The organism is Shinella sp. 1A1, from assembly GCF_055379515.1.
Map to the genome: position 1 here is coordinate 1,155,766 of NZ_AP039672.1, position 23,395 is coordinate 1,179,160.

21 protein-coding genes are annotated in these 23,395 nt (G+C 66.6%); 4 read left to right on the plus strand and 17 right to left on the minus strand.

The window, feature by feature from the left end:
• The 3 genes from ACZ48C_RS22140 to ACZ48C_RS22150 all read right to left on the minus strand — a co-directional run bounded on the left by ACZ48C_RS22140 (position 1) and on the right by ACZ48C_RS22150 (position 2,746).
• Positions 1 to 1,041, minus strand: a complete 1,041-nt coding sequence (locus tag ACZ48C_RS22140; protein ID WP_464783972.1) for an ABC transporter substrate-binding protein — start codon at positions 1,039 to 1,041, stop codon at positions 1 to 3.
• Between the two features lie 216 nt (positions 1,042 to 1,257).
• Entirely contained in the window at positions 1,258 to 1,998 is a 741-nt protein-coding gene (locus ACZ48C_RS22145) for an SDR family NAD(P)-dependent oxidoreductase (protein ID WP_162911252.1), read from the minus strand.
• Between the two features lie 79 nt (positions 1,999 to 2,077).
• On the minus strand, positions 2,078 to 2,746 hold the full coding sequence (locus ACZ48C_RS22150; RefSeq protein ID WP_460928027.1) for a GntR family transcriptional regulator: 669 nt from the start codon (positions 2,744 to 2,746) through the stop codon (positions 2,078 to 2,080).
• A 186-nt stretch (positions 2,747 to 2,932) separates the two neighbouring features.
• Between ACZ48C_RS22150 and ACZ48C_RS22155 the strand changes: the two genes are divergently transcribed.
• Entirely contained in the window at positions 2,933 to 3,991 is a 1,059-nt protein-coding gene (locus ACZ48C_RS22155) for a phosphotransferase (protein ID WP_464782990.1), read from the plus strand.
• A gap of 4 nt (positions 3,992 to 3,995) precedes the next feature.
• A complete protein-coding gene (locus ACZ48C_RS22160; RefSeq protein WP_464782991.1) occupies positions 3,996 to 5,312 on the plus strand; it encodes an aspartate aminotransferase family protein in 1,317 nt (438 codons plus the stop codon).
• 10 nt (positions 5,313 to 5,322) lie between these two features.
• Here the strand turns inward: ACZ48C_RS22160 and yjfF are convergent, their stop codons facing one another.
• From yjfF to ACZ48C_RS22210, 10 genes are all read right to left on the minus strand, one after another.
• On the minus strand, positions 5,323 to 6,291 hold the full coding sequence (yjfF, locus tag ACZ48C_RS22165) for a galactofuranose ABC transporter, permease protein YjfF (RefSeq protein ID WP_464782992.1): 969 nt from the start codon (positions 6,289 to 6,291) through the stop codon (positions 5,323 to 5,325).
• The gene (locus ACZ48C_RS22170) at positions 6,288 to 7,313 is read right to left on the minus strand and encodes an ABC transporter permease (protein ID WP_464782993.1); all 1,026 of its coding nucleotides are present in this window, start codon (positions 7,311 to 7,313) and stop codon (positions 6,288 to 6,290) included. Before ACZ48C_RS22170 ends, yjfF begins: the two co-directional genes overlap by 4 nt.
• A complete protein-coding gene (gene ytfR / locus ACZ48C_RS22175; protein ID WP_464782994.1) occupies positions 7,310 to 8,827 on the minus strand; it encodes a galactofuranose ABC transporter, ATP-binding protein YtfR in 1,518 nt (505 codons plus the stop codon). The genes ACZ48C_RS22170 and ytfR overlap by 4 nt, the downstream gene beginning before the upstream one ends.
• 94 nt (positions 8,828 to 8,921) lie before the next feature.
• Entirely contained in the window at positions 8,922 to 9,884 is a 963-nt protein-coding gene (ytfQ, locus tag ACZ48C_RS22180; RefSeq protein ID WP_464782995.1) for a galactofuranose ABC transporter, galactofuranose-binding protein YtfQ, read from the minus strand.
• Positions 9,885 to 10,073: 189 nt separating this feature from the next.
• Positions 10,074 to 11,039 (minus strand): ATP-binding cassette domain-containing protein, encoded by a 966-nt coding sequence (locus tag ACZ48C_RS22185; RefSeq protein ID WP_464782996.1) that lies wholly within the window; start codon positions 11,037 to 11,039, stop codon positions 10,074 to 10,076.
• On the minus strand, positions 11,036 to 11,947 hold the full coding sequence (locus ACZ48C_RS22190; RefSeq protein WP_464782997.1) for an ABC transporter ATP-binding protein: 912 nt from the start codon (positions 11,945 to 11,947) through the stop codon (positions 11,036 to 11,038). The genes ACZ48C_RS22185 and ACZ48C_RS22190 overlap by 4 nt, the downstream gene beginning before the upstream one ends.
• Positions 11,944 to 12,765 carry an ABC transporter permease gene (locus ACZ48C_RS22195; RefSeq protein ID WP_313193876.1) on the minus strand — a complete coding sequence of 274 codons (822 nt, stop codon included), beginning with the start codon at positions 12,763 to 12,765 and terminating at the stop codon, positions 11,944 to 11,946. Before ACZ48C_RS22195 ends, ACZ48C_RS22190 begins: the two co-directional genes overlap by 4 nt.
• Before the next feature lie 5 nt (positions 12,766 to 12,770).
• On the minus strand, positions 12,771 to 13,706 hold the full coding sequence (locus ACZ48C_RS22200) for an ABC transporter permease (protein ID WP_318912960.1): 936 nt from the start codon (positions 13,704 to 13,706) through the stop codon (positions 12,771 to 12,773).
• Positions 13,707 to 13,791: 85 nt separating this feature from the next.
• Positions 13,792 to 15,384, minus strand: a complete 1,593-nt coding sequence (locus ACZ48C_RS22205; RefSeq protein ID WP_464782998.1) for an ABC transporter substrate-binding protein — start codon at positions 15,382 to 15,384, stop codon at positions 13,792 to 13,794.
• Between the two features lie 56 nt (positions 15,385 to 15,440).
• On the minus strand, positions 15,441 to 17,066 hold the full coding sequence (locus tag ACZ48C_RS22210; RefSeq protein WP_464782999.1) for an amidohydrolase: 1,626 nt from the start codon (positions 17,064 to 17,066) through the stop codon (positions 15,441 to 15,443).
• A 242-nt stretch (positions 17,067 to 17,308) separates the two neighbouring features.
• On the opposite strand from ACZ48C_RS22210, the gene ACZ48C_RS22215 reads away from it, so the two are divergent.
• Entirely contained in the window at positions 17,309 to 18,244 is a 936-nt protein-coding gene (locus ACZ48C_RS22215) for a LysR family transcriptional regulator (protein WP_464783973.1), read from the plus strand.
• Here the strand turns inward: ACZ48C_RS22215 and ACZ48C_RS22220 are convergent, their stop codons facing one another.
• The 4 genes from ACZ48C_RS22220 to ACZ48C_RS22235 all read right to left on the minus strand — a co-directional run bounded on the left by ACZ48C_RS22220 (position 18,245) and on the right by ACZ48C_RS22235 (position 22,655).
• Complete coding sequence (locus tag ACZ48C_RS22220) at positions 18,245 to 19,045, minus strand: M55 family metallopeptidase (protein WP_464783000.1); 801 nt, start codon at positions 19,043 to 19,045, stop codon at positions 18,245 to 18,247.
• On the minus strand, positions 19,042 to 20,079 hold the full coding sequence (locus tag ACZ48C_RS22225) for a DmpA family aminopeptidase (RefSeq protein WP_464783001.1): 1,038 nt from the start codon (positions 20,077 to 20,079) through the stop codon (positions 19,042 to 19,044). Before ACZ48C_RS22225 ends, ACZ48C_RS22220 begins: the two co-directional genes overlap by 4 nt.
• A gap of 26 nt (positions 20,080 to 20,105) precedes the next feature.
• Complete coding sequence (locus ACZ48C_RS22230) at positions 20,106 to 20,957, minus strand: D-amino-acid transaminase (RefSeq protein WP_464783002.1); 852 nt, start codon at positions 20,955 to 20,957, stop codon at positions 20,106 to 20,108.
• A gap of 135 nt (positions 20,958 to 21,092) precedes the next feature.
• Positions 21,093 to 22,655, minus strand: coding sequence for a D-aminopeptidase (locus tag ACZ48C_RS22235; RefSeq protein ID WP_464783003.1), 1,563 nt, complete (start codon positions 22,653 to 22,655; stop codon positions 21,093 to 21,095).
• A gap of 234 nt (positions 22,656 to 22,889) precedes the next feature.
• On the opposite strand from ACZ48C_RS22235, the gene ACZ48C_RS22240 reads away from it, so the two are divergent.
• Positions 22,890 to 23,393: an Lrp/AsnC family transcriptional regulator gene (locus ACZ48C_RS22240; protein ID WP_162911254.1), complete on the plus strand. Its 504-nt coding sequence runs from the start codon at positions 22,890 to 22,892 to the stop codon at positions 23,391 to 23,393.
• Positions 23,394 to 23,395 lie beyond the last annotated feature (2 nt).

Here is a 23,395-nt window from a genome sequence, read left to right on the forward strand (position 1 = left end):
TTACTGGGCGAGCCAGGCGTTGAACCGCTGGGTCAGCGCCTCGGAATTGTCGATCCAGAAATCGATGTCGAGCGAGAGCGCGTCGGTCATGTTCGCCGGCTCGGTCGGCAGGTCCTTGGCAAGCTCCGGCGGCACCTTGGCGGCGGCTTCCTTCACGGGAAGGCCGTAGGCGACATATTGCGGGAGCTTGGCCTGGTTGTCCGGCTCGCTGGCGAAGGCGATGAAGTCCTGCGCGGCATCCTTGTTCTCGGCGTCCTTCAGCACGACCCAGCTGTCGACGGCATAGATGCTGCCCGGCCAGACGACCTTGAAGTTCTTGCCCTCGGTGCGGTTGATGCCGGTGATGCGACCGTTATAGGCCGAGGTCATGGCGACTTCGCCGGAGGCGAGGAACTGGAGCGGCTGCGCGCCCGATTCCCACCAGACGATGTTCGGCTTCAATTCGTCGAGCTTCTTGAACGCACGGTCGACGCCCTCGTCGGTCGCCAGCACGTCGTAGACCTCGTCCTTCGACACGCCGTCGGCCAGAAGGGCGAATTCGAGCGTGTATTTCGGCCCCTTGCGCAGCGAGCGCTTGCCGGGGAATTTCTCGACGTTCCAGAAGTCGGCCCAGGAGGTCGGGCCTTCCTTCAGCTTGTCGCCGTCATAGGCGATTGCGGTGGACCAGACGATGGCGCCGACGCCGCAATCGTTGACGGCCGAATCGAGGAACCTGTCCTTGCCGCCCATCTTGTCCCAGTCGATCTTCTCGTAAAGGCCGTCGGCACAGCCGAGCGCCAGCTCTTCCGCCTCGACCTGCACGGCGTCCCAGTTCGGCGCACCGGCCTTCACCTTGGATTGCAGCACGCCGATGCCGCCGTCCCACGCCTCGTCCAGCACCGGCTTGCCGGTCTTTTCCGCGAAGGGCTTGAAGTAGATTTCGCGCTGGCCGTCCTGGTAGTTGCCGCCCCAGGAGACGACGGTGAGGTCGCGCGCGAATGCCGGCGTGGCAAGCCCCGCCGAAAGCGCCAGCACGGCCGCCGTCAGAATGCCCTTCCTCATGCTCTTGGTCTTCATGCTCATCGTACTCCCCTTTTTTCGTTTTTTCGGACCGGCCCGATCACCGGTCCCGAACGGTCCGTCGAAGACGGCAGCCCCTCCCGGGCCGGAGGCCTTCGCGCGATGTTCGCACCGCGGCAGGCGCCTCGTTCCCTTTGATTTTCTATCGAGCCAATTCAGGCATTCCCGCCCGTCCCGGTCAATGGCTTTCTTGCGCCGTCAGACGTGCTGGCCTCCGTTGATATGGATCTCGGCGCCGTTGATGTAGGACGACTGGCCGGTGCACAGGAAATAGATGGTCTCGGCGACCTCGCGCGGCTCGCCGAGCCGGCCCATCGGCACTTCGGCGGCGACCAGCTCGTCCGTGCCGGGCGAGAGGATCGAGGTCTCGATCTCGCCGGGGGCGATGGCGTTGGCGCGCACGCCGCGCTTGCCGAATTCGTGCGCCATTTCCCGCGTCAGCGCCGCGAGCGCGGCCTTGGAAGCGGCATAGGCGACACCAGCGAAGGGGTGGACGCGCGAGCCGGCGATGGAGGTGACGTTGACGATCGAGCCCTTGGCGGCCTCCAGTTCCGGCAGCAGCGCGCGGGCGATCAGCGCGGTCGAGACGAGGTTGACGTTGAGCACATGGGTCCAGACATCCGCCGTCGTGTCGGCGACGCCGAGCCTGCTCCTGTCCGGTCCCTTCGGCGAGATGCCGGCATTGTTGACCAGCGCGTGCAGCCTGCCGGAGGGCAGGCGCTCGCGCACCGTGGCGGCGAGGCGGTCGATCTGGGAAAGGTCGGCGAGGTCGGCCTGGATATGGCTCTCGCGGGCGGAGGGCCAGGCGCATTCCTCGGAGAAAGCCTGGCGCGACACGGTGAGGATGCGCCAGCCCTTCGACTGGAAGAGCTTGACCGTCGCATGTCCGATCCCGCGGCTTGCCCCCGTCAGCAGCATGGTGGGGCGTTCTTCGGTCATGCGGGACTTCTCCGTTGATGCTTGATACATCGTAATGCGCGGCGGGCGAAATGCAAGCCTCGACGAAAGGTGGAGGCGATCAGGCCTTCCGCGCCCCCTTCTCGATGCGCTCCAGCAACGGTTTCCCGCCGAGGAGGATGTCGTCGACGATGGCCATGGAGGCGGCGGCCGGGTCGTGACGTTTCAATGCTTCGACGACGGGATAGTGATGGTCGATCATCGCCCGCCCGCCCGGCAGATAGGCATCCGAGATCAGCGGCCCCATCTGGAGCCAGAGCCGGCGCAGGATGCCGTTGAGCACCGGAAGGCCGGCGATCTTCGGCAGCATGAAGTGGAACATCTGGTTGAGCTCGGCCCCTTTCAGTCCGTCGCCGCAGGCAAGAGCGGCCTCGTTCTCGCGCAGGATCGCCTCCAGCGCGGCGATGTCGGCGGAGGTGGCGACCTGCGCGGCCGTCTCGGCCGCCAGCCCCTCCAGCCGCACGCGGATCGACCGGATCTCGCGGTAGCGCGCTTCGCTCATGGCGGGGATGCGGATGTCGCGCGGCGAGCGGAAGGTGATCGCCTCGTCGTTGGCGAGCTTCAGGATCGCGTCGCGGATGGGCGTGACGCTGGTGCCGAACTGCTCGGCGAGATCGCGGATCTTCAGCCGGTCGCCGGGCTGGAAACGGCCCTGGATCAACGCATCGCACAACGCGCCGTAGATCGTGCTGTTCAGGTTGGAATGATCGAGCGTTTCGAATTCGGGCATCGCCGGCTCTGACAAAAATCAATGATACGATACTTGATGCATCTTTTTCCGCTTGTTTCAACCGTCGCATCGGGTCAAACATGGGCAATTCCGGTAAAGTGCGCGATGCCCGCGCCCGGATTAACATTCGAGCCAGAAGACGGAGCGTTTCGCAGTGGGAAAGCAGGCCTGTTCCGGGGAACCACGATGACGCAGGAAACGCCCTTCCCGGCCCCGGCAAACGGCGGCGATGCGATGTCCGCCGCCTTCAGCAAGACCGAACTTTCGGATGCCGCCGCGCTCACCGGCGATATCTACGGCATCGCCGGCACGGTCGGGCGGCTTTCCAGCGAGCGCGACGAGACCTTCCTCTTCACCGCGACGGACGGCACGCGCTACACGCTGAAGATCGCCAACCCCGCCGAGGACCCGGCGGCGCTCGCCTTCCAGGACGGCGCGCTGCTGCATCTTGCCCGCCACGCCCCCGCCGTTCCCGTGCCGCGGCTGGTGCCGACCCGCTCGGGCGGAACGAGCCACCGGATCGCCACCCACGAGGGGCCGCGCATCGTGCGCCTCCTGACCTTCCTGCCCGGTGAATTGCAGTACCGCACGCCGCCCTCGACGAACCAGAGCCGGCATATCGGCCGTGCGCTCGGCGCGCTCGGCCTCGGTCTTTCCGGCTATGCCGGCCGCCCGCCGGCGGGCAAGCTGATGTGGGACATCTCGCACACGCTCGACCTTGCCGCGGTGGTGGATTCCGTCGCGCCCGAGCGGCAGGCGCGGGTCGAGGCGGTGCTGGAGGAATTCCTGCGCATGCTGCCGGCCTTCTCCGCGCTGGAGCGCCGGCAGATCATCCATAACGACTTCAACCCGCACAATATCCTGGTCGATCCGGCCGCACCCGAGCGCGTCGCGGGCATCATCGATTTCGGCGACATGGTCGAGGCGCCGCTCGTCAACGATCTCGCGGTGGCGATCTCCTACCATCTCTTCACACCCGACTGGGCCGAGCGTGCGGGCGCCTTCCTCGAAGGCTACCTTTCCGCCCGGCCGCTCCAGCCGGCGGAGGCCGCGCTCCTGCCGACGCTGATCCGCGCCCGGCTCGCCATGTCGATCATCATCGCGGAATGGCGCTCGGCGCGCTTTCCCGAGAACAGCAGCTACATCATGCGCAACCACGCCGCCGCCTGGGCGGGGCTGCACAACATATCGGACCTGACGCCGGCCGGGCTCAAGCGGCTGGCGCCCCATCTTGTGGAGGCTTGAAATCATGTCGATGGTGAACGCGTTCTCGCGTGAGGATTTCGAACGACTGGGCGAGGCGGACAAGGCGCTGATCGCGCGGCGCGAAAAGGTGCTCGGCCCCGCCTATCGCCTGTTCTACGAGGAGCCGCTGCATCTGGTGCGCGGCGAAGGCGTCTTTCTCCATGACGCATCGGGCGAGAAATATCTCGACGCCTACAACAATGTCGCCTCGGTCGGTCATTGCCATCCGCGCGTGGTGGAGGCGATCACGGCGCAGACCGCCGTGCTCAACACCCACACCCGCTACCTGCACGAAGGCATCGTCGACTATGCCGAGACACTGACGGCGACCTTCCCGGACGCGCTCAGCCAGGCGATGTTCACCTGCACCGGCAGCGAGGCGAACGACCTTGCCGTGCGCATCGCCCGCTTCGTCACCGGCGGCACCGGTATCATCGCGACGGAGCTTGCCTATCACGGCCTGACGAGCGCGGTGGCGGAATTCTCACCCTCGCTCGGCGAATCCGTGACGCTCGGCCCGCATGTGCGCACCGTGCCGGCGCCGGACAGCTACCGCCATTCGCCCGGGGAGATGATGGAGAAGTTCGGCCGCGAGGTCGAAGCCGCCATCGCCGATCTCAAGCGCCACGGCATCAGGCCGGCCATGCTGATCACCGACACGATCTTCTCCAGCGACGGCATCTTCGCCGGACCGAAAGGCTTCCTGAAGCCGGCGGTCGATGCGATCCATGCCGCCGGCGGCCTCTTCGTCGCCGACGAGGTTCAGCCGGGCTTCGGCCGCACTGGCGAAGCGATGTGGGGCTTCGAGCGGCACGGCGTTGCGCCCGACATGGTGACGATCGGCAAGCCGATGGGCAACGGCTATCCGATGGCCGGCATCGTGCTGCGCCCCGAGGTGATCGCCGAGTTCGGCCCCCGCGCCCGCTACTTCAACACCTTCGGCGGCAATCCCGTCGCCGCGGCCGCCGGCAAGGCGGTGCTCGACACGATCCGCATCGAGGACCTGCAGCAGAACGCGCTGGAGGTCGGCAACCACCTGATGGAGGGCCTCAGGACCCTCGCCCGCAGCCATCCCGCCATCGGCGACGTGCGCGGCTCCGGCCTCTTCGTCGGCGTCGAGATCGTGTCCGATCCGGCAACGAAGCAGGCAGATGCGGCGCTGACGACGCGCATCGTCAACGGCCTTCGCCGCCGCCGCGTGCTGATCAGCGCCTCCGGCCCGCGCGCCAATGTACTGAAGATCCGCCCGCCGCTCGTCTTCTCGCGCGAGAATGCCGACATGCTGCTGGAGGCGCTGGAGGACGTGCTGAAAACCGCCTGAGCGGACGGCGTCAGGCGTAGCGCCTGCGCCGGCCCGTGAAGTGGATCAGCCCCTTCTGCAGCAGGATGAAGGCGAAGAGCAGCAGGCCGATGAGGATCTTCGTCCACCAGCTCGACAGCGAGCCGTCGAAGGTGATGTAGGTCTGGATCAGGCCCTGGATGAGGATGCCGACCAGCGTGCCCGCGACGAAGCCGGAGCCGCCCGTCAGCAGCGTGCCGCCGATGACGACGGCCGCGATGGCGTCGAGCTCGACGCCCACCGTCGCCAGCGAATAGCCGGCCGAGGTGTAGAGCGAGAAGACGATGCCCGACAGGCCCGCAAGGAAGCCCGAGAGCGCATAGATGCCGATCGTCGTGCCCGCGATCGGCACGCCCATCAGCCGCGCCGTCGCCGTGCCGCCGCCGAGCGCATAGACATTGGCGCCGAAGCGGGTGCGGTGCGCGATAAGGATGCCGGCCGCGAAGACGACGAGCATCAGCCCGCCGATCAGCGTGATGCGCCCGCCGCCGGGCAGCTTGTAGTAGAGGCCCTTCAGGGTCCCGTAGAAGGGGTGCTTGATCGGGATGGAATCGATGGACAGCACGAAGGCCATGCCGCGCGCCAGGAACATGCCGGCCAGCGTGACGATGAAGGGCGGCATTTCGAGGTGATGGATGATCGCCCCCATCAGCGCGCCGAAGGCCGTGGTTATGATCAGCGCCAATGCGAAGGCGACAAGCGGGTGGATGGACGTCGCCTGCAGCAGCACGGCGAGGAAGACGCCGGTGAAGGCGATGACCGCGCCGATGGACAGGTCGATGCCGCCCGACAGGATCACGAAGGTCATGCCGACGGCGGCGATGCCGAGGAAGGCATTGTCGGTCAGGAGGTTGCCGATCACCCGCGTCGACAGCATGTTGGGATACTGCGCGATGCAGACGGCATAGGCGATGAGGAAGATCGCGACCGTGGCGGTGAGCGGAAGGTAGCGCGGGTTCATTTCGCCTCCTGTTCCGTCTTCTTCTCTCCGGCCCCCGGGCGGGAGAGGAAGGCGAAGGCCGTCTGGGCGCGCGGCGACTGGATGACCAGGATCAGCACGATGATCGCCGCCTTGATGATGAGGTTGAATTCGGGCGGGAACCCAGAGAGCAGGATGCCCGTGTTGATCGACTGGATGATCAGCGCGCCGAGCAGCGAGGCGGCGATGGAGAAGCGCCCGCCGAGCAGCGACGTGCCGCCGACGACGACCGCGAGGATCGCATCCAGCTCCAGCCATAGACCGGCATTGTTGGCATCCGCCCCGCGAATGTCCGCCGCCGCGATGATGCCGGCGATGGCGGCGCACAGGCCCGACAGCACATAGGCGGCGATCAAGAGCACGCCGGTCGAGACGCCCGAGAGCATGGAGGCGCGGCGGTTGACGCCGAGCGCCTCGATCAGCATGCCGAGCGCCGTGCGGCGGACCAGCAGCGCCACGACGATGCCGAAGGCGATCCAGATGACGACGGGCATCGGCAGGCCGAGGAACGAACCGCCGCCGATGAAGATCAGCCCCGGATCGTTGAAGGTGAGGATCGCCCCCTCGGTGATGAGCTGCGCGATGCCGCGTCCGGCGACCATCAGCACCAGCGTCGCGATGATCGGCTGGATATCGAGCACGGCGACGAGGATGCCGTTCCACAGGCCGCAGAGAATACCGGTGCCGAGCGTGACGAGCAGCGTCGCCACGAGCCCGTAGCCCGAGGTGATGCAGGCGGCGGCGACCGCCCCGCAGATCGCCATGACTGCGCCGACCGAAAGGTCGATGCCCTTGGTGGCGATGACGACCGTCATGCCGATGGCGAGCAGCGCCACGGGCGCGCCGCGGTTGAGGATATCGATCAGGCTGCCGTAAAGCCGGCCGTTCTGCATTTCGAGTCGGAAGAAACCGGGAAAGGCGATGGAGACCATGAGCAGGATCACGGCGAGCGCGGCGACCTGCGGAAAGAGGCGCAGGGCATAGGCTTTCAGCGTCGAGGTCATGCGTCCGCCCTCCCGCCGGCTGCGATGGCTTCGACGATGCCCTCAGTCGTAACCTTCTCGCCGGTCAGTTCGGCCACATGCGCCCGGTCGCGCAGCACGATGACGCGGCTCGAATAGGCGACGAGCTCTTCGAGTTCGGAGGAGATCACGATCAGCGACATGCCTTTCTCGCAGAGGGATTCGATGAGACGGATGATCTCCGCATGGGCGCCGACGTCGATGCCGCGCGTCGGCTCGTCGAGGATCAGGAAATCCGGGTTGGTGGCGAGCCAGCGGGCGAGGATCGCCTTCTGCTGGTTGCCGCCGGAGAGCAGCTTGATCGGCTTTTCCCGGTCGCTGGTGCGGATGTCGAGCGCCTTGATATAGTCGTCGGCGAGCCGGTCCTGCTCGCTGCGGCTGATCGGCCGCGCCCAGCCCCGCCGCGCCTGGAGCGCCAGCGCGATGTTCTCGCGCACCGAGAGGTCGCCGATAATGCCGTCGACCTTGCGGTCTTCCGGACAGAAGCCGAATTTTTCGCGGATGGCGGCGCGCGGCGAGGTGAGGTCGAGCGCGCGCCCGTCCGCCTCCGCCGTGCCGCTGTCGGCGCGCTCGGCGCCGAAGAGGATTTCCGCCGTCTCCGTGCGACCCGAGCCGAGCAGGCCGGCGATGCCGACGACCTCGCCGGCGCGCACATCGAGGTCGAAGGGCTGGATATGGCCCTTGCGGCCGAAGCCGCGGAAGCGGAAGCGCACCTCCCCAGCCTCGCTCTTCGCGCCGTGCTCGGCGGCGACTTCCTGCACCAGCTCGCGGCCGAGCATCATGGCGATCAGCTCGCGGCGCGAAAGCTCCGCCGTCTCGCGCGTGCCGACGAGCTGGCCGTTGCGCAGCACGGTGATGCGGTCGGAAATCTCGTAGACCTGTTCGAGGAAGTGGGTGATGAAGATGATGCCGAGGCCCCGTTCCTTCAGGCGGCGCACGATGCGGAACAGCATCGCAACCTCGTGGGCGTCGAGGCTGGCAGTCGGCTCATCGAGGATCAGCACCTTGCCGGAGAGGTCGACAGCCCGGGCGATGGCGACCACCTGCTGCACCGCCACGGAATAAGCGGCAAGCTCGGCGGCGACATCGATGTCGAGTTCGTATTCGGCCAGCAGCGCCCTGGCGCGGCGGTTCATCTCGCGGGCGTTGACGAGGCCGAAGTGCTTCGGCTGGCGGCCGAGGAAGAGGTTTTCGGCGACGGTGAGGTTCGGCAGGAGATTCACCTCCTGGTAGACCGTGCCGATGCCGAGGTTCTGCGCCTCCAGCGTGCTCTGCGGATCGGCGTCCACGCCGTCGATGAGGATGCGTCCGCCGTCGCGGCGATAGGCGCCGGTCAGGCATTTGACGAGCGTCGACTTGCCTGCGCCGTTCTCGCCGAGCAGCGCATGCACTTCGCCGCGCCGGAGGGAGAAATCGACGCGGTTCAACGCCCTGGCGCCCGGAAAGATCTTGTCGATCCCCGTCGCCGAGAGAACATGGGAATTGTCAGGCTGCATGATCCCTGATCCGTATGAAAGGACCGCCTGCCATCCCGCAGGAGACGACAGGCGGGTCAGGTCGATATCCCGCGATGCGGGATATCGGGAGAGATCAGTAGCCGAGACCCTTCTTCTCCTCATATACCTTGGCCGGATCGTCGGCCTGTGTATAGAGCTTGGATTCCGTCTGGATCCACTTCGCCGGGGCCGTGCCGTCCTTGCGGAAGGCGTCGAGCGCGTCGAAGGCTGGGCCGGCCATGTTCGGCGTCAGTTCCACGGTGGCGTTCGCCTCGCCGGCCGCCATGGCCTGGAAGATATCCGGAACGGCGTCGATGGAGACGACGAGGATATCCGTGCCCGGCTTCAGGCCGGCTTCCTTGATCGCCTGGATGGCGCCAACGGCCATGTCGTCGTTATGGGCGTAGAGCGCACAGATGTTCTTGCCGCCGTCTTCCGCCTTCAGGAAGCTTTCCATGACTTCCTTGCCCTTGGTGCGGGTGAAGTCGCCGGTCTGGCTGCGGACGATCTTCAGGTTGTCATGGCCGGCGATGGCCTCCTCGAAGCCCTTCTTGCGGTCGATGGCCGGCGAGGAGCCGGTCGTGCCCTGGAGCTCGACGACGTTGCAGGGCTTGCCGGCAACCGTGTCCACCAGCCACTTGCCGGCGACATTGCCCTCATGGACGGTGTCGGAGGTCACGGCGGTCATGTAGAGGTCGTCCGACGCATCGACCTTGCGGTCGAGCAGGATGACCGGGATTTCCGCGTCCTTGGCTTCCTGCAGCACCTCGTCCCAGCCCGTCGCGACGACCGGCGCGACGAGGATGGCGTCGACCCCCTGCGCGATGAAGGAGCGCAGGGCCTTGATCTGGTTTTCCTGCTTCTGCTGCGCATCGGCGAATTTCAGGTCGATGCCGCGCTGCTCGGCCTGCTGCTTGGTGAGCGTCGTCTCTGCCGCGCGCCAGCCGGATTCCGAGCCGATCTGCGAAAAGCCCACGGTCATGTCGGCCGCGGACGCGACACCGAACATGGAGGCGGCAAGGATCGTGGCACTCGCGAGTGCAGTTGTGAATTTCATGATGTCCTCCCAAAGAATGCTGCTCCTCAGCAGCGTGATTAAAAACATCATATTGTATTACTATTGTAAACCCAAAAATTGCGCTTCAGCACGTTTCGCCATGTGAACGCGCAGGCGCAGCCGGACCGCCCGGATATCCGGGCGGTCGCGGAACGCCGCCGTCTACGGGAACCGTTTCTGTGAAGGACGTCAGCCGGCGGCGGCGAGCCGGACGCGGTGCCGCGGGGCGATCTCGACCAGCTCGGACGGGAGCGGCGCGGAGAAGACATCCGGCGCGGTGCTGCCATCGATGACGAAACCGCGGCCCTCGATCAGCGGCGGGTCGGGAATATTGCCCGGCCCCGTATCGAGGTTCAGGGCGGCATCCGGGTCGGGGATGGCGGCGATCAGGCGGCGGGTATAGGGATGCGTCGGGTTCTCGAAGATCTCCCGCCAGCCGCCCTCCTCCACGATCTGCCCGAAATACATCACCAGCACGCGGTCGCTCATATGCTCGACCACGCTGAGGTCGTGGCTGATCATGAGGTAGGAGAGGCCGAGCTTTTCCTGGAGATCCAGCAGGAGGTTGATGATCTGCGCGCGGATCGACACGTCCAGCGCCGAGACCGGCTCGTCCAGCACGACGATCTCCGGTTCGAGGATGAGCGCGCGGGCGATGCCGATGCGCTGGCGCTGGCCGCCGGAGAATTCATGCGGGTAGCGGCGCGCCTGTTCGGGTGTCAGGCCGACATTCTTCATCATGGCCTCGATGCGGCCCTCGATTTCCGACGAGGCCGTGATGCCGTGCAGCTTCAGCGGCGCGGCGAGCGAGGTGCGCACGGACTGGCGCGGATTGAGCGAGGCATAGGGGTCCTGGAAGACCATCTGCACCGCTTTGGCGCGCTGCATGCGGCCCGGGGCGCCGGCACCGGCGAGCGGCTGGCCGCGATAGCGGATCGCCCCTTCGGTCGGCTCCTGCAGGCCGAGGATGGAAAGCGCTGTCGTCGACTTGCCGCAGCCGGATTCGCCGACGATGGACAGGCACTCGCCCTTGGCCAGCGCGAAGCTGATGCCATTGACGGCGTGCAGCATGCGCTTGCCGGCGCCGAAAAGCCCTCCGCCGGAAATCGGGAAGCGCACATGCAGGTCGTCCACCTGAAGCAGCGGGGTGGTCATGGCTGGCCCCCTTCCGCGCCGCGCGGCGCGATGAAGCGGGTCTCGGTCAGCCTGGAACGGTCGACGATGATGCTGTCGATATCGACCAACCGCTGGCGGCCGTGCTGGCTGCGGCTGCCGAGGCGCGGCAGGGCGCCGAGAAGGCCGCGGGTATATTCGTGCCGGGGGTTTTCGAAGAGCGCCCGCGTCTCGTTCTCCTCCACGAGGCACCCCGAATACATGACGCCGACGCGCTGGCAGATGCTGGCGATGACGCCGAGGTCGTGGCTGATGAAGAGCACGGCCGTGCCGCGCTCGGCGCAGAGCTCCTTGATGAGGCGCAGCACCTCGGCCTGGACGGTGACGTCGAGCGCGGTGGTCGGCTCGTCGGCGATCAGGAGGTCCGGATTGCAGGCGAGCGCCATGGCGATCATCACGCGCTGGCGAAGGCCACCCGACATCTGGTGCGGATAGTTCCTTGCCCGCCGGTCGGGATTGGGCACGCGCACGCTGGCGAGCGCCTCGACCGCCAGCTTCTGCGCCTCGTCCCAGCCCTTGCCCTGATGCAGCACGAACATTTCCGCGATCTGCCGGCCGACGGTGGAGAGCGGGTTCAGCGCCGTCATCGGCTCCTGGAAGATCATGGCGATGCGGTTGCCGCGCAGGCGCCGCATCTCGCGTTTCGAGAGGGCAAGGAGGTTCTGTCCCTTGAACAGAATCTCGCCGCCGGAAACGGCGAGCGGCTTCTTCAGGAGCCCCATGACGGCGAGCGACGTCACCGACTTGCCGGAGCCGGATTCGCCGACGAGCCCGTAGGCCTCGCCCGGCATGATCTGGAAGGAGACGCCCTTGAGGAGCGGATGGGAAACCGAGCGGCCGAACGCGACGCCGAGCTGCAGGTCCCTGATGTCGAGCAGCGGCTGAGTCATGGCCTGCGCGTCCTCATATGCGGGTCGAGGCTGTCGCGCAGGCCGTCGCCGAGAAGGTTGAAGCCGAGCACCGAAAGGAAGATGGCAAGGCCGGGGAAGAGCGCCACCCAGGGCGCGAGCTGGATGAGCTGGCGCGCATCCGTCAGCATCGAGCCCCAGCTCGGGAACGGCGGCTGGATGCCGAGGCCGAGGAAGGAGAGCGCCGCTTCCGACAGCACCGCCGAGCCCATGCCGAGCGTCGCCATGACGAGGATCGGCCCCATCATGTTGGGCAGGATCTGCGTGAACATGATGCGCAGGTCCCCGTAGCCGAGCGTCTGCGCCGCCTGCACATAGCCCTGCGATTTCAGCGACAGCGTCGAGGAGCGGGCGATGCGGCAGGTCCAACTCCAGTTGGTGAGGCCGAGCGCGACGAGGAGCGAGGGCAGGCCCGGGCCGAGCACCGCCATCACCGCGAGCGCGAAGATCAGCGAGGGAATGGCGAGCATGACATTGGTCAAGCCGTTGACGAGGTCGTCCCACCAGCCGCCCCAGTAGCCGGCGGTCATGCCGAGCGTGACGCCGATGATCGAATTGATCACCTGCGAGACGATGCCGACCGTCAGCGAGATCTGCGCACCGTAGAGGATGCGGGTATAGACGTCCCGTCCCTGCCCGTCCGTGCCGAACCAGAAGGTGGCATCCGGCGGCAGTTCGGAATTCATCAGGTCCGCGTCGAGCACCGGATCGAAGGGCGCGATCCACGGCGCGAGGACGCCGGCGAGGATAACCAGCACCGTCAGCCCCGCGCCGAGCCAGAAGTTGAAGCCGAGGCGCATTCCGCTCACTCCTGCTTGATGCGCGGATCGATCGCGGCATAGATCAGATCGACGGCGGTGTTGATGACGAGGAACCACAGCACGATGACGAGGATCGTGCCCTGCACCACGGGAATGTCGCGGATCGCCACGCTGTCGACCAGCAGCGAGCCGATGCCCGGCCAGGCGAAGAGCTTCTCGATGACGACGGCCTGGCCGATCAGCGAGCCGAATTGCAGGCCGACCGTGGTGACGATCAGCACCAGCGCATTGCGCGCCACATGCCAGCGCACCACCTTGACCTCGCTCATGCCCTTGGAATGGGCGGTGCGGATGAAGTCGGCATTCAGCACGTCGAGCACGCCTGCCCGCGTGGTGCGCGCGAGAAGCGCCAGCGGCGTCACCCCGAGCGTGACGGCGGGCAGGATGAGGTTTCGGAACGATCCGTCGCCATAGCCGAAACTCGGCAGCCAGTTCAGTTGCAGGGCGAAGAGGTACATCAGCAGCAGGCCCAGCCAGAACTGCGGCATGGAAAGCCCCGAGACCGCCCCGACCATCGTCACCGTATCGAGCACCGAGCCCGGCCGGAGCGCCGCGAGAAAGCCGAGCGGCACGCCGACGACGAGGGCGAACACCATGGCGGCGATCGCCAGTTGCAGCGAGGCCCACATGCGGTCGTTGATGAGGTCGATCACCGGCTGGCGGGTGCGGAAGGAGGTGCCGAGGTCGAAACGCGCAAGGTCGGTGACATAGGTCACGAAGCGCTCGACGAGCGGCTTGTTCAGCCCGAACTCCTCGTTGAGGCGGGCGATCATCTGCGGGTCGGCGGCGCGCTTGCCATCGGCGAAGAGGCTCGCCGCGAAGGTGCCGGGTACCACGGAGAAGATGACGAAGATGAGCAGCGCCACCACGACGACCGTGGGGATGACCTGCAGGATGCGGCGCAGGGTGAAGCGTAGCATGAGCGGTTCCGTGTTGGGCGCCCTTGCGGGCGCGACAATCGATGCGGGGGCGGCGTGGAGGTGCCGCCCCCGAACCCCTCAAGGCTTATTTGCGCGAGTCCGGCGCTGTCTCGTCGATCCAGATCTCGTCATAGGGCTGGACCGCCAGCTCGTTCGCATTCGGAACGAGGCCGTGGATCCACGGCTGGTAGGCCATGACGGCCTTGTTGTAGTTGAAGAACCAGACCGGCGCATCGTCCTGCACGATGTTGTTGGCCTGGCGCAGGAGATCGTTCTGCTTGGCCGGGTCACGCTCCTGCTGGGCTGCGTCGTAGAGCTTGTCGAATTCGGGGCTCGCATAGCTCGTATAATTGCAGGCCGATTGCGCCGTCCTGGAATGGTAGCAGCGCAGCGCGTTCAGCGGGTCGGGACCGGACAGGTTCGACCAGATGAAGGCCTGGAAGTTGTTCGTCGTCACCGCCTCGCCGAGCGCGGAGCTTTCCACCGGCTTCGGCTTCACGGTGATGCCGACCTTCTTCAGCATCGGCAGGATCGCCTCGACGATCGGCACGCCCCAGCTTTCGTTCGGGCTTGCGGTCACTTCGAACTCGAAGCCGTCGGCATAGCCGGCTTCCGCCAAAAGGGCCTTGGCCTTTTCCGGATCGAAGGCATAGGGCGCCTTGTCCTTGTCGAAGGCCGGCGAGGAGATCGGCAGCCAGCCGGAGGCCGGATAGGCCTTGTTCTTGACGAGGCGCTCGATGATCAGCGGCGAATTGATCGCATAGTTGATCGCCTGGCGGACCCGCTTGTCCTTGAAGGGCTCGAAGGCCGGGTTGAAGCCGATGTTGCGGGTATAGACCTCGGCGACCTCGAGGAGATGATCCTTCAGCCCCTCCTCGCCCTGATAGGCCTGGTACTGCGTCGGACCGAGGATCGAGACGTCGATTTCCTTGTTGCGGAAGGCGACGTCGCGCGCGGCGTCCTCGGCCATCAGCACGATGTTGATGCGGTCGAGATAGGGTTTGCCTTCCTCGTAGTACTTGTCGAACTTCTCGACGACGACCTGCGAGCCCGGCACATGCTCCTTGAAGACGAAGGCGCCGAGGCCGACGGGGTTCTTGCCGAAGGAGGATTCGTCCTCGACATTCGACGGATAGATGACCGTCGTGTTCTGCATCAGCGGGAAGCCCGGATTGATCGGGCCGGTATAGGTGATCTCCAGCGTGTTGTCGTCGATCTTCTTCAGGCCGGAAATCTCCTCGGCCTTGCCGGCGATATAATCGTCCGCACCCTTGATATTGGCGATGAAGCTCGCGCCCGGGAAGGCGTTCTTCGGATTGGCGATGCGCTTGTAGCTATAGACGATGTCGTCGGCCGTCAGCGGCTTGCCGTTGTGGAAGACGGCGTTCTTGCGCAGGTGATAGGTGTGGGTCGTGCCGTCCTCGGAAACTTCTTCGGAATCGGCGAGTTCCAGCACCGGCTTGTTCTGGATCGAGTCCCAGCTGTAGAGCGCGCGGTGGATGGCCTGGGTGATGAATTCTTCCTGCGTGTTCGGGCTTGCCTGTACGTCGAGCGTCGCGAAGCTCGAGCCGTAGGGCGCTGTGAAGACGAGCGTTCCGCCGGAACGTTCACCCGCTGCCAGCGCCCCGGTAGCCACCCCGAGGCCGAGCATTGCGGCCAATGTCAGTCTTTTCAGCATGTCGTTCTCCCTCTCGTGCCGTTTTCGGCATCGTTTCGTTTCAGTCCGGCAGGCCGTCAGCGCGCATCGTGCACGACGCGGCCTGCAAGCAGGGTCAGCAGGCAGCGCGTGCCTGAGAGAATGGTGTCTGTCGGGGCCTCCAGAAGATCGTTGTCGAAGACGGCGATGTCCGCCCACTGGCCGGGCACGAGCCGGCCCTTCACGCCCTCCGCCTTCTGCGAATAGGCGCCGTATTCGGTATAGGCCTGCAGGGCCTCCTCGCGGCTCAGCGTCTCGGATGCCTCCATCACGGTGCCCTTGCCGGTCTGGCGCGTGATCATGGCGTGGAGGTTCGGGAAGGGATCGGGCGAGCAGACCGGCGAATCCGAGCCCGTCGAGGGCTGGAGACCGAGGCGCATCCAGGTGCCGATCGGGTAGGACGGAAGGCCGCGCTCCTCGCCGAGCACCGCGATATAGCTGTCGCCGAAATCGTGGATGAAGGCCATCTGCGGCGCCGGCAGGATGCCCGCCGCCTTCATGCGCTCATGCTGCTCAGGCGTGGAAAAGCCGCAATGCTCGATGCGGTGGCGGCGATCCGGGTCGGGATTGCCGGCCAGCGCCTTCTCGTAGGCGGTGATGAGCTGCTCGATCGCCCCGTCGCCGATGGCGTGGCAGACCATCTGGTAGCCCCGGTCGTGATAGTCCTTGACGGCGGCATAAACCACGTCGTCGGGCAGCATCTGCACGCCGATATTGTCCGGCTCGCCCTCGTAGGGCTTGGTCATCCAGGCCGTGCGCCCGCCGGCCGAGCCGTCGAGGAAGACCTTGACGCCGCCGACGCGCAGCATGTCGTCGCCCTTGCCCGAAAGCAGCCCGGCGCGCCAGCAATCCTCGACGATGGAGACGCCGGGATCGCCGAGCAGCGTCAGCCAGACGCGCACCGGCAGGCGGCCGGCGAGCTTGGCCATCTCATAGGCCTGGATCTCGGCGAAGCCGGCGACATGGCCGACGGCCGCGTCCATGCAGCTCGTGATGCCGAAGGAAAGAAGATGCCTGCCGCCGCGCTCGATGCCGTCGATCAGCTCCTCGGTCGTCGCCTCGGGCATTACGGCCTTGACGAGGTTCTGGGCGTTTTCCGCAAGCAAGCCGTTCAGCCTGCCGCCGGTGAGACCGATCACGCCGCCGTCCGGCACCGGCGTCGCCTCGGTGATGCCGGCCAGTTCCAGCGCGCGGGAATTGGCGATGGAGACATGGCCGCAGGCCCGCGTCAGCAGGACCGGATGATCCGGCGCGGCGCGGTCGAGATCCTCGCGCGTCGGGTGCCGGCCGGTATCGAGCTTGACCTGGTCGTAGCCGCGGCCGCGCACCCAGGCCCCCTTCGGCGTCGCCGCCGCGCGCTCGGAAATCCGCGCCATGAGATCGGCGAGCGTCGGCGCGGCGGCGGGCGTCGCATCCACATGGCCCATGGCGATGCCGGTGGCGATGAGATGCAGGTGATTGTCGATGAGGCCGGGGCTCGCAAAGCGGCCTTCGAGATCGATGACCTCGGTCGAGGGGCCCTTGAGGCCCAGGATATCGGCATTGCTGCCGGTTGCGAGAACCTTTCCCTGCCAGACGGCAAGGGCTTCGCTGATGCCCTCCGCACGGCCGCGCCAGATGCGGCCATTCACCAGGATAAGATCAGCTTCAATTCCGAATGCCATTCACAGTCCCCCTGTCGGCACCGGCGGAGCGCGGAAACGCGATCACACACGCAACAGCGTTGAACGCTCCTGCGGCAAGACGGCTCCAGCCAGCACCTATTTCCTCCATAGGCAAGGTGAGAGGTTAAGCCGGCCTTGGCCAATTCGCTTTTGGCACCACTCTATGCGAAATCGGCATAGTGATTTCTATTGAATGACTTATGATCGCATTTTGGGGCACGCGGGAGGCGATGGAGCCGGCGATGGAGATCAAGTGGCTTGAGGATTTCGTGACGCTTGCCGACACGTCGAGCTTTTCGCGCGCGGCTCAATTGCGCAATGTCACGCAGCCCGCCTTCAGCCGGCGCATCAAGCAGCTCGAGGGCTGGCTCGGCGCCACGCTGATCAGCCGCGCCACCATGCCCGCGGAACTGACCCCGGCCGGGCGCAACTTCCTGCCCGTCGCACAGGAGGCGATCCGCACCTTCTATGCGGCGCGCGAAGCGCTTCGCCCGTCGAACGAACCCGGCCTCATCCGCTTCGCCGCGCTGCACACGTTGACCGTCACCTTCTTTCCGCGCTGGCTGCAGGCGCTGGAGAAGGCCGGCGGCGCTTTCAGCACCTCGCTCATTCCCGACCGCGGCGGCATCGAGGCCAATCTCGACGCGCTCATCGGCGACGAGGCGGATTTCTTCTTGACCTATGCCCATCCCGAAGTGCCGTTCCACCTCGATCGCGGGCAGTTCGCCTCGCTGACCGTCGCGCAGGACCGGCTGGTCCCGCTCGTGGCGACGGAGATCGTGCTGTCCGGCACGCCGCAGCCGGGGCGCAACATCCTCGACCGGGCCGTCGCGCAGCCGCGGCTTGCCGTTCCCTATCTCAGCTACGGCTTCAATTCGTTCTTCGGTGTCGCGCTCTCGCGCCTCATGCTACGCCGCCCACCCTTCCGCCGCCGCACGACGCATGAGAACACGATCAGCGCCGGCCTGATGAACATGGCCGTGACGGGGGCCGGCGTGTGCTGGCTGCCGGAGAGCCTTGCGCGCGAGGAAATCGAGGCCGGCCGCCTCGTGCCCGCCTCCTCCGACGATGGCTGGAACCTCGACCTCGACATCCGCCTCTATCGGCACGCCGCGCCGCGCAACCGCAAGGTCGAGGACCTGTGGCGCACGGCGCAGCAGGCGCTTGAACGCGCCTGATCAGACTTTCAGGAAGAGCAGCGCGCGCAGGATCTCGGAAAAATCCCTGTGCTCGAAGGCGACGGCGCGGGGGCCGTGCGCCTTGGCGCCCGGATACCAGCCGGCGCGATAGGCCTCCGTCGGCGTGGCGAACTCGATCACCACTTCGTAGTGATCGGCCCTTGCCGGAAGCGCCTGCGCGAAATCGCCCGAGAGCGCCGCCGCCACGCCTTCGCGGATCAGGCGGCGCGACCAGGCGGGCGAAATCGACGTGGAGGCCTTGCCCCTGCCGTCCAGCGTCTCGACCGCGGCAAGGCCGGGCACCATGGCCTGCGCCTCCGCGCACATGCCGACATCGCCTGAAAGGAAGACGGAGGGCACGCCGTATCCGGCGGCGCAAAGCGCATTGAAGGTGAATTCCGAGGCGACCTCGCCGTTGAGCAGCAGCCGCGAGATGCGCAGGTTCGAGGTATGGGCGAGCGGATTGACCTCCGTCCCCGCCTTGGAATGGTAGCCGGTATAGAGCGCCGCCGCGAAGGTCTCGTCGATGCCGAACATCATCTCGTCGGGATGGCCGGACCAGCCGCGCACGATGCGGGCATAATCCGGCAGGCGGTCGAGGATGAGGTTGCGGCCGCTGTCATGGGCGTCCTTGATCACCACTTCCGTCGCGCCCGCGGCCCGCGCACCCTCGCAGGCGGCGACCACCTCGGCGGTCATCAGCGCACGGAACTCGGCCCAGTCGGGGTGCGTGCGGTCGGCCTCGTTCCAGTGAGCGATACCGGCGGTGCCTTCGATATCTGCGGAGATGAAGACTTTCATGGCAGCGGGTTCTCCTTGAGCCAGTCAGCGAGCGAGGGATAGAGGCGGCCGTTGCGGGCGGGCGTGGCGGGCGCCAGGCAGAGCGCGTTCAGCACGGCCTCCTGCGTGGTCTCGGCGGCGGCGCGGAAAGCGATGTCGATATGGTCGTCGGCAAGCCGCTCCTGCATGGAAAAGGCCTTGGCCGGATCGTGCTCCACCGGATCGGCGGTGGTGAAGCAGAGGACGACGTCGCCGCTGCCATGCCCCCAGAACGCCCCGAGCCGGGCAAGCCCCGCCCCACCGCGCCGCGCGACGCGCTGCAACTGGCGATCGCCGAGCGGAAGGTCCGTCGCCATCACAACGATGATCGAGCCGCGCTCGGGGCTGGCCGCTGCGCGTGGATCGGGCCGGCGGCCGTCCGGCAGGACGAGATCGCCCGCCGCGCCGAAATTGGCGAGCACCAGCGTGCCGAGCGTGAAATCGCGCTTGCCGATGCGCATCAGCCGCGAGGCCGTGCCGATGCCGGCCTTGAAGCCGAAGGCGGTCATGCCGGAACCGGCCCCGACCGCGCCCTGCTCCACCGGGCCGGACGCCGCCGCGTTCAATGCCGCATCGGCATCGGCGGGCGTGACCGCCAGCGCCTGGATATCGTTGATGCTGCCGTCGTTGCACTCGCAGACCAGCGCATTGACCGTCGAGGTCTTGCGGCCGATGGCGGGATTGGCGGCGATGGCGCGGCGGATGAGTGCCTCGGTGCAGGCCGCGACGCCGAAGGTGTTGGTAAGCAGGATCGGCGTCTCGATGGTGCCGAGCTCGGCCACCTGCATCAGGCCGGCCGACTTGCCGAAGCCGTTGATGACCTCGACCGCCGCCCGCGGCTTCAGGCGGAACGGATCGCCGGCATGGGGAACGATGGCCGTGACGCCGGTGAAACGCCCGTCGCCGCGCAGCGAGCGATGGCCGACGGCAATGCCGGCGACGTCCGTGATGGCATTGCCCAGCCCCGGCTCCAGCCTGCCGCCGGGCATCAAGCCCCATTCCCGTGCCGTCCTCATGCCGCCCCTCCCAATTCCTGTCGTTCCTAGACCGGAACGCCGGCCGCTTCCAGATAGAGCGCCTGGAGTTTTCGCGTCATCGGGCCTGGCCTGCCATCGCCGACCGTGCGCTCGCCGATGCGCACGACGGGCATGACGAGACTGGAAGCAGAGGTCTGGAAGGCTTCCGCAGCGCCCTGCGCCTCTTCCGGCGAAAAGGCGCGCTCCTCGATGGTGAGGCCCTCGGCGGCGCAGAGCCGGGCAAGGGCGCGCTGCGTGCAGCCGGGCAGCGTCGCCTGCGAGGCGGCGCGGGTGAGGATGCGCCCGTCGGCGGTGATGACATGGGCGGTCGCGGAGGCGCCCTCCGTCACCAGCCCGCCCTCCACCAGCCATACGTCGTCGAAGCCGCGGGCGCGCGCGGCCTGCTTGGCCATGACCTGGCCGAGCAGCATGGCGGTCTTGATATCCCGCCGCTGCCAGCGCGGGTCCTCCGCCAGATCGACGGAAATGCCCTCCCGCTGGCCCCTGGTGCCGGTCAGCACCTTTGCCTGCGTGAAGCCGACGAGCCGCGGCGCGAGCCCGTCCGAATAGAGGAAGTCGCGGTCCGCCTCGCCGCGCGAGACATGCAGGTAGATCGTGCCGTCCCGCAGGCCGTTGCGGGCCATCAGCTCCGTCTGCACCGCGGCGATCTCCTCCAGCGGCAGCGGCAGCGGAATGGCGAGCTCCCCCACCGAGCGTTCGAGGCGCGCAAGATGAAGGTCGTTGTCGATCATCCGGCCGTCGATGACGGCCGTCACCTCGTAGATGGCATCGCCGAACAGGAAGCCGCGGTCGAAAAGCCCGATGCGGGCCTCCTCCTCCGGCACGAATTGACCGTGGATATAGACGATCCTGCCCATCTCTTCCTCTTGGCTCCGGCTGCGCGGGACCGCCCCGCTTTCGCGCGGACCATAGGAACGACCGGCATCGGCTGACCAATTCAATTTGGGCAGGACCTTATGCAAATTCTGCCTAGGCTATTATCTTTCAGAAACTTAGCTGCATTTTTCATAGTTGATGCCGCGCGCCAGCCAACAGCCGAGCGTCAGGCCGGCAAGGCGTCCGGCCTCGTCGCGATGGGCCTGCAGCGTCCAGTCGCCGGGCGCCGGCGCATCCATCGAGCGCCGCGTCGCGACGATCCAGAGGTCCGGCCCGGCCGGCAGGACGATCTCCGGACGGCCTGTCCCGAGAAAACCCTTGGCCCAGAGATAGGTGCCGCCGTCCCGGCATTCGATGACGATGCCGGCGTCCAGTTCCGCGGAATGGTAACGCCCGGCGATCTCCGTCGAGCCGACCGGCGGCGCGGCGGCTACCGGCACCAGTCGCTCGGCATGGTTTTCCGAGGGGCGCCGCATCATGATATCCTCGCCATCGCGGCTGATCGTGACGGAGGAGGAGGCAAGGCCACCCTCCGGCGCTTCCCACAGTGTTTCCGGCGAGGTGGCGAAACGCAGGGTCGCCGCGTCGTATCCCGATTCCAGCCGCGCCAGCAGCCCGGTCTCGCGGCTGATCCACCGGCCCGTCCAGCGCTCCTTGAGGGGCTGGGCGACGGGATGCGGCAGGCCGAGCGCCGCGCGCAGGATCCGGTGGGCCGCACCATAGGCATCGCCGTGATGGTTGAACATGACGACGACCGAAAGCCGCGCCTCGGTCGAGGCGATGCGGTAGGCGCGGAAGCCGCGCAGGGCGCCGCTGTGGCCAGTGAAGGCGAAATCGCCGACGCGCGCATGCTGCAGGCCGAAACCATAGGCCGCCGGGGTACCGTCCCGGAAGGTCTGCGGCACGGCGATGCGCCGGTAGAGGCTTTCCGGGTCCCCGCGCGTCGCGTCGATCCAGCATTCATAGGCCAGCATGTCGTCGAGCGAGGCGGAAATGCCGGCATCGCCCCGCCAGTAGATGCCGTTTTCCGCCGGCATGTAGCCCGTCGCATCATTGCCCTCATAGCCGATGACGCCGTCTTCCGGCCGGCGCGTATCGGCCGTCAGCACCGCGCCCGCCATGCCGGCCGGCTGCCAGATGTGGCGCGCATAGAGCGCCTCCAGCGTCTCTCCCGAAGCCTCCTCGACGAGCTCGGCGACGAGCCGGAAATTGCCGTTGCTGTAGGAATAGCGCGTGCCCGGCGCGAAATGCCCGGTGCGGGTGCGGGCGAAGACCTTCGCCGCATCCCCGCGCGAAAATTCCTGCTCGGCCTTCGCGCCGTGCAGCACGGTCAGCGCCCAGTAGTCGCGCAGGCCCGACTGGTTGTTGCACAGGTCGCGCACCGTCGGCAGGGGGCCCTCGAAATTCGGCAGGCGCGCGGCGAGCCGCGCATCCAGCGCTTCCGGCGCGCCGCAGGCGGCAAGCATCGCCGCGCATGTGAACTGCTTGGAGACCGAGCAGATCGGCAGCCGCGTTGCCGCGGTCATCGCCCGGTGCGTATCGAGATCGGCAAAGCCGAAGGCCTGCCGGGCGATCACATGCCCCTCGCTCACCACCCCGACAACACCGCCCGGACCGGAAAAGCGCGCCGCAAACCCGTCCAGCTCCGCCTCGATCCGCCCGCCGTCGATCATGCCCATGCGCGTCTCCCTCGATTCTTCCGGCCGGATATTGGTCAGCGCCAGCAGGCGAGGCAACTCCTCAAATTCGCCAACGCCGGAAGATACCGGCATTGCCGGTTCGGCAATTTTTCCAACCAAATCTTCCGAAGCGGGATATTTCCGGCAATGTTTCCCGGTCACGGCTGAAATATTCTTGACATAATTCCGTTTCGGAAATTTACTCTCCCCATTCAGGCCGAAATGGAACCGGAAATGAGCCAGCGCTACATCGTCGACGATCTGGACCGTGAGATCATCCGCTATCTCTCCGAGGACGGCCGTCTTTCGGCGGCGGAAATCGCCGGCCGGATCGGCAGCGTCTCCGAGCGCACGATCCGCAACCGCATCGCCACCCTGCTGCAGGCGAAGATGATCGTCATCGGCGCCATTCCCGATCCTGTCGCCCTTGGGCGCGATGTTCAGGTGGAATTGCTCATCGAGGTCGAGGCGGGTCGGCAGGAAGAGGTCGCCATCCAGCTCGCCGAATATGACGAGATCGGCTACCTCGCGGCGACCAGCGGCACGGCCAATCTCAGCGCCTCGCTCTTCGTCGCCGACCATGCAGCGCTTCTCGAATTCATCGACCAGGAGCTGGGCAAGCTGCCCGGCGTCAAGCGTGTGACGAGCTCGGTCGTCCTGCGGCTCTACAAGGTATTCGGCACGAGGACGACCGCGATCAGCCGCGGCTCGGACCTCGGCGGCAAGAAGAAAGGATAACC

Excerpts from the sequence above, each read along its gene's own strand:
- ACZ48C_RS22235 (WP_464783003.1), bottom strand. The coding sequence starts at position 22,655 with ATGGGCATGATCGACGGCGGGCGGATCGAGGCGGAGCTGGACGGGTTT.
- ACZ48C_RS22160 (WP_464782991.1), top strand. The coding sequence starts at position 3,996 with ATGTCGATGGTGAACGCGTTCTCGCGTGAGGATTTCGAACGACTGGGC.
- ytfR (WP_464782994.1), bottom strand. The coding sequence starts at position 8,827 with ATGCAGCCTGACAATTCCCATGTTCTCTCGGCGACGGGGATCGACAAG.
- ACZ48C_RS22145 (WP_162911252.1), bottom strand. The coding sequence starts at position 1,998 with ATGACCGAAGAACGCCCCACCATGCTGCTGACGGGGGCAAGCCGCGGG.
- ACZ48C_RS22190 (WP_464782997.1), bottom strand. The coding sequence starts at position 11,947 with ATGACTCAGCCGCTGCTCGACATCAGGGACCTGCAGCTCGGCGTCGCG.
- ACZ48C_RS22170 (WP_464782993.1), bottom strand. The coding sequence starts at position 7,313 with ATGACCTCGACGCTGAAAGCCTATGCCCTGCGCCTCTTTCCGCAGGTC.
- ACZ48C_RS22140 (WP_464783972.1), bottom strand. The coding sequence starts at position 1,041 with ATGAGGAAGGGCATTCTGACGGCGGCCGTGCTGGCGCTTTCGGCGGGG.
- ACZ48C_RS22220 (WP_464783000.1), bottom strand. The coding sequence starts at position 19,045 with ATGAAAGTCTTCATCTCCGCAGATATCGAAGGCACCGCCGGTATCGCT.
- ytfQ (WP_464782995.1), bottom strand. The coding sequence starts at position 9,884 with ATGAAATTCACAACTGCACTCGCGAGTGCCACGATCCTTGCCGCCTCC.
- yjfF (WP_464782992.1), bottom strand. The coding sequence starts at position 6,291 with ATGAACCCGCGCTACCTTCCGCTCACCGCCACGGTCGCGATCTTCCTC.
- ACZ48C_RS22215 (WP_464783973.1), top strand. The coding sequence starts at position 17,309 with ATGGAGATCAAGTGGCTTGAGGATTTCGTGACGCTTGCCGACACGTCG.
- ACZ48C_RS22200 (WP_318912960.1), bottom strand. The coding sequence starts at position 13,706 with ATGCTACGCTTCACCCTGCGCCGCATCCTGCAGGTCATCCCCACGGTC.
- ACZ48C_RS22185 (WP_464782996.1), bottom strand. The coding sequence starts at position 11,039 with ATGACCACCCCGCTGCTTCAGGTGGACGACCTGCATGTGCGCTTCCCG.
- ACZ48C_RS22205 (WP_464782998.1), bottom strand. The coding sequence starts at position 15,384 with ATGCTGAAAAGACTGACATTGGCCGCAATGCTCGGCCTCGGGGTGGCT.
- ACZ48C_RS22195 (WP_313193876.1), bottom strand. The coding sequence starts at position 12,765 with ATGCGCCTCGGCTTCAACTTCTGGCTCGGCGCGGGGCTGACGGTGCTG.
- ACZ48C_RS22230 (WP_464783002.1), bottom strand. The coding sequence starts at position 20,957 with ATGGGCAGGATCGTCTATATCCACGGTCAATTCGTGCCGGAGGAGGAG.
- ACZ48C_RS22150 (WP_460928027.1), bottom strand. The coding sequence starts at position 2,746 with ATGCCCGAATTCGAAACGCTCGATCATTCCAACCTGAACAGCACGATC.
- ACZ48C_RS22225 (WP_464783001.1), bottom strand. The coding sequence starts at position 20,079 with ATGAGGACGGCACGGGAATGGGGCTTGATGCCCGGCGGCAGGCTGGAG.
- ACZ48C_RS22210 (WP_464782999.1), bottom strand. The coding sequence starts at position 17,066 with ATGGCATTCGGAATTGAAGCTGATCTTATCCTGGTGAATGGCCGCATC.
- ACZ48C_RS22240 (WP_162911254.1), top strand. The coding sequence starts at position 22,890 with ATGAGCCAGCGCTACATCGTCGACGATCTGGACCGTGAGATCATCCGC.
- ACZ48C_RS22155 (WP_464782990.1), top strand. The coding sequence starts at position 2,933 with ATGACGCAGGAAACGCCCTTCCCGGCCCCGGCAAACGGCGGCGATGCG.